The organism is Megasphaera cerevisiae DSM 20462 (assembly GCF_001045675.1).
GTDB classification, from domain to species: domain Bacteria; phylum Bacillota; class Negativicutes; order Veillonellales; family Megasphaeraceae; genus Megasphaera; species Megasphaera cerevisiae.
Genome location: NZ_LEKT01000181.1, coordinates 1 through 581, shown reverse-complemented (window position 1 = coordinate 581; position 581 = coordinate 1). Strand labels below are relative to the sequence as shown.

Here is a 581-nt window from a genome sequence, read left to right as displayed (position 1 = left end):
ACGTAATGCCGAGAATAACGTGTAATGCCTCTTTAGCAACACTATCCCGTCTAAGGTTCAGATAGGTGGCATCGCAGTAGATGACAGCATACCGATTGTTGACCTTGCGGTTATGGAACTCATCGACTTGTTTTTGTACAGCACTGGTAATATTTGATACCGTCTGTGGCGTGTAATATTGTCCATACATTTGTTCAATCAGTTCACTAATCTGCCGCGTGGTAACACCATGCTGATAAAGTTGGATGATGGTAGTTTCTAAAGAGTCAGTCTGACGCTTGCGCTCTGGCAACGTCTGTTGATGAAAATCACCATTACGGTCACGCGGAATTTGGAGCTGTAAAGTACCATATTCCGTGCGAAGTTCGCGAGAATAAAAACCGTTGCGGCTATTACCAGAAGACCAGCCGTTGGAACTATGTTTCTCATATCCTAGAAAACTAGAAAGTTCAACCTTAAGCAACTGGTTGATGGCATCTTCAAGTTCTTGACGAAAGACATCTTCAACAGATTGTTTTTCTACTAGCGCTTGCATGAGTTTTGTGTTAAGATTTGACATTAGGGAACCTCATTTCTTTAGT

1 protein-coding gene is annotated in these 581 nt (G+C 42.2%); it reads right to left on the bottom strand.

Going from position 1 to position 581, the window contains the following annotated elements; translation table 11 throughout:
- Nucleotides 1-559, bottom strand: a 559-nt coding sequence (locus AB840_RS15640; protein ID WP_048515727.1) for an IS256 family transposase, incomplete at its 3' end; no start/stop codon positions are given.
- Between the last annotated feature and the right edge of the window lie 22 nt (nucleotides 560-581).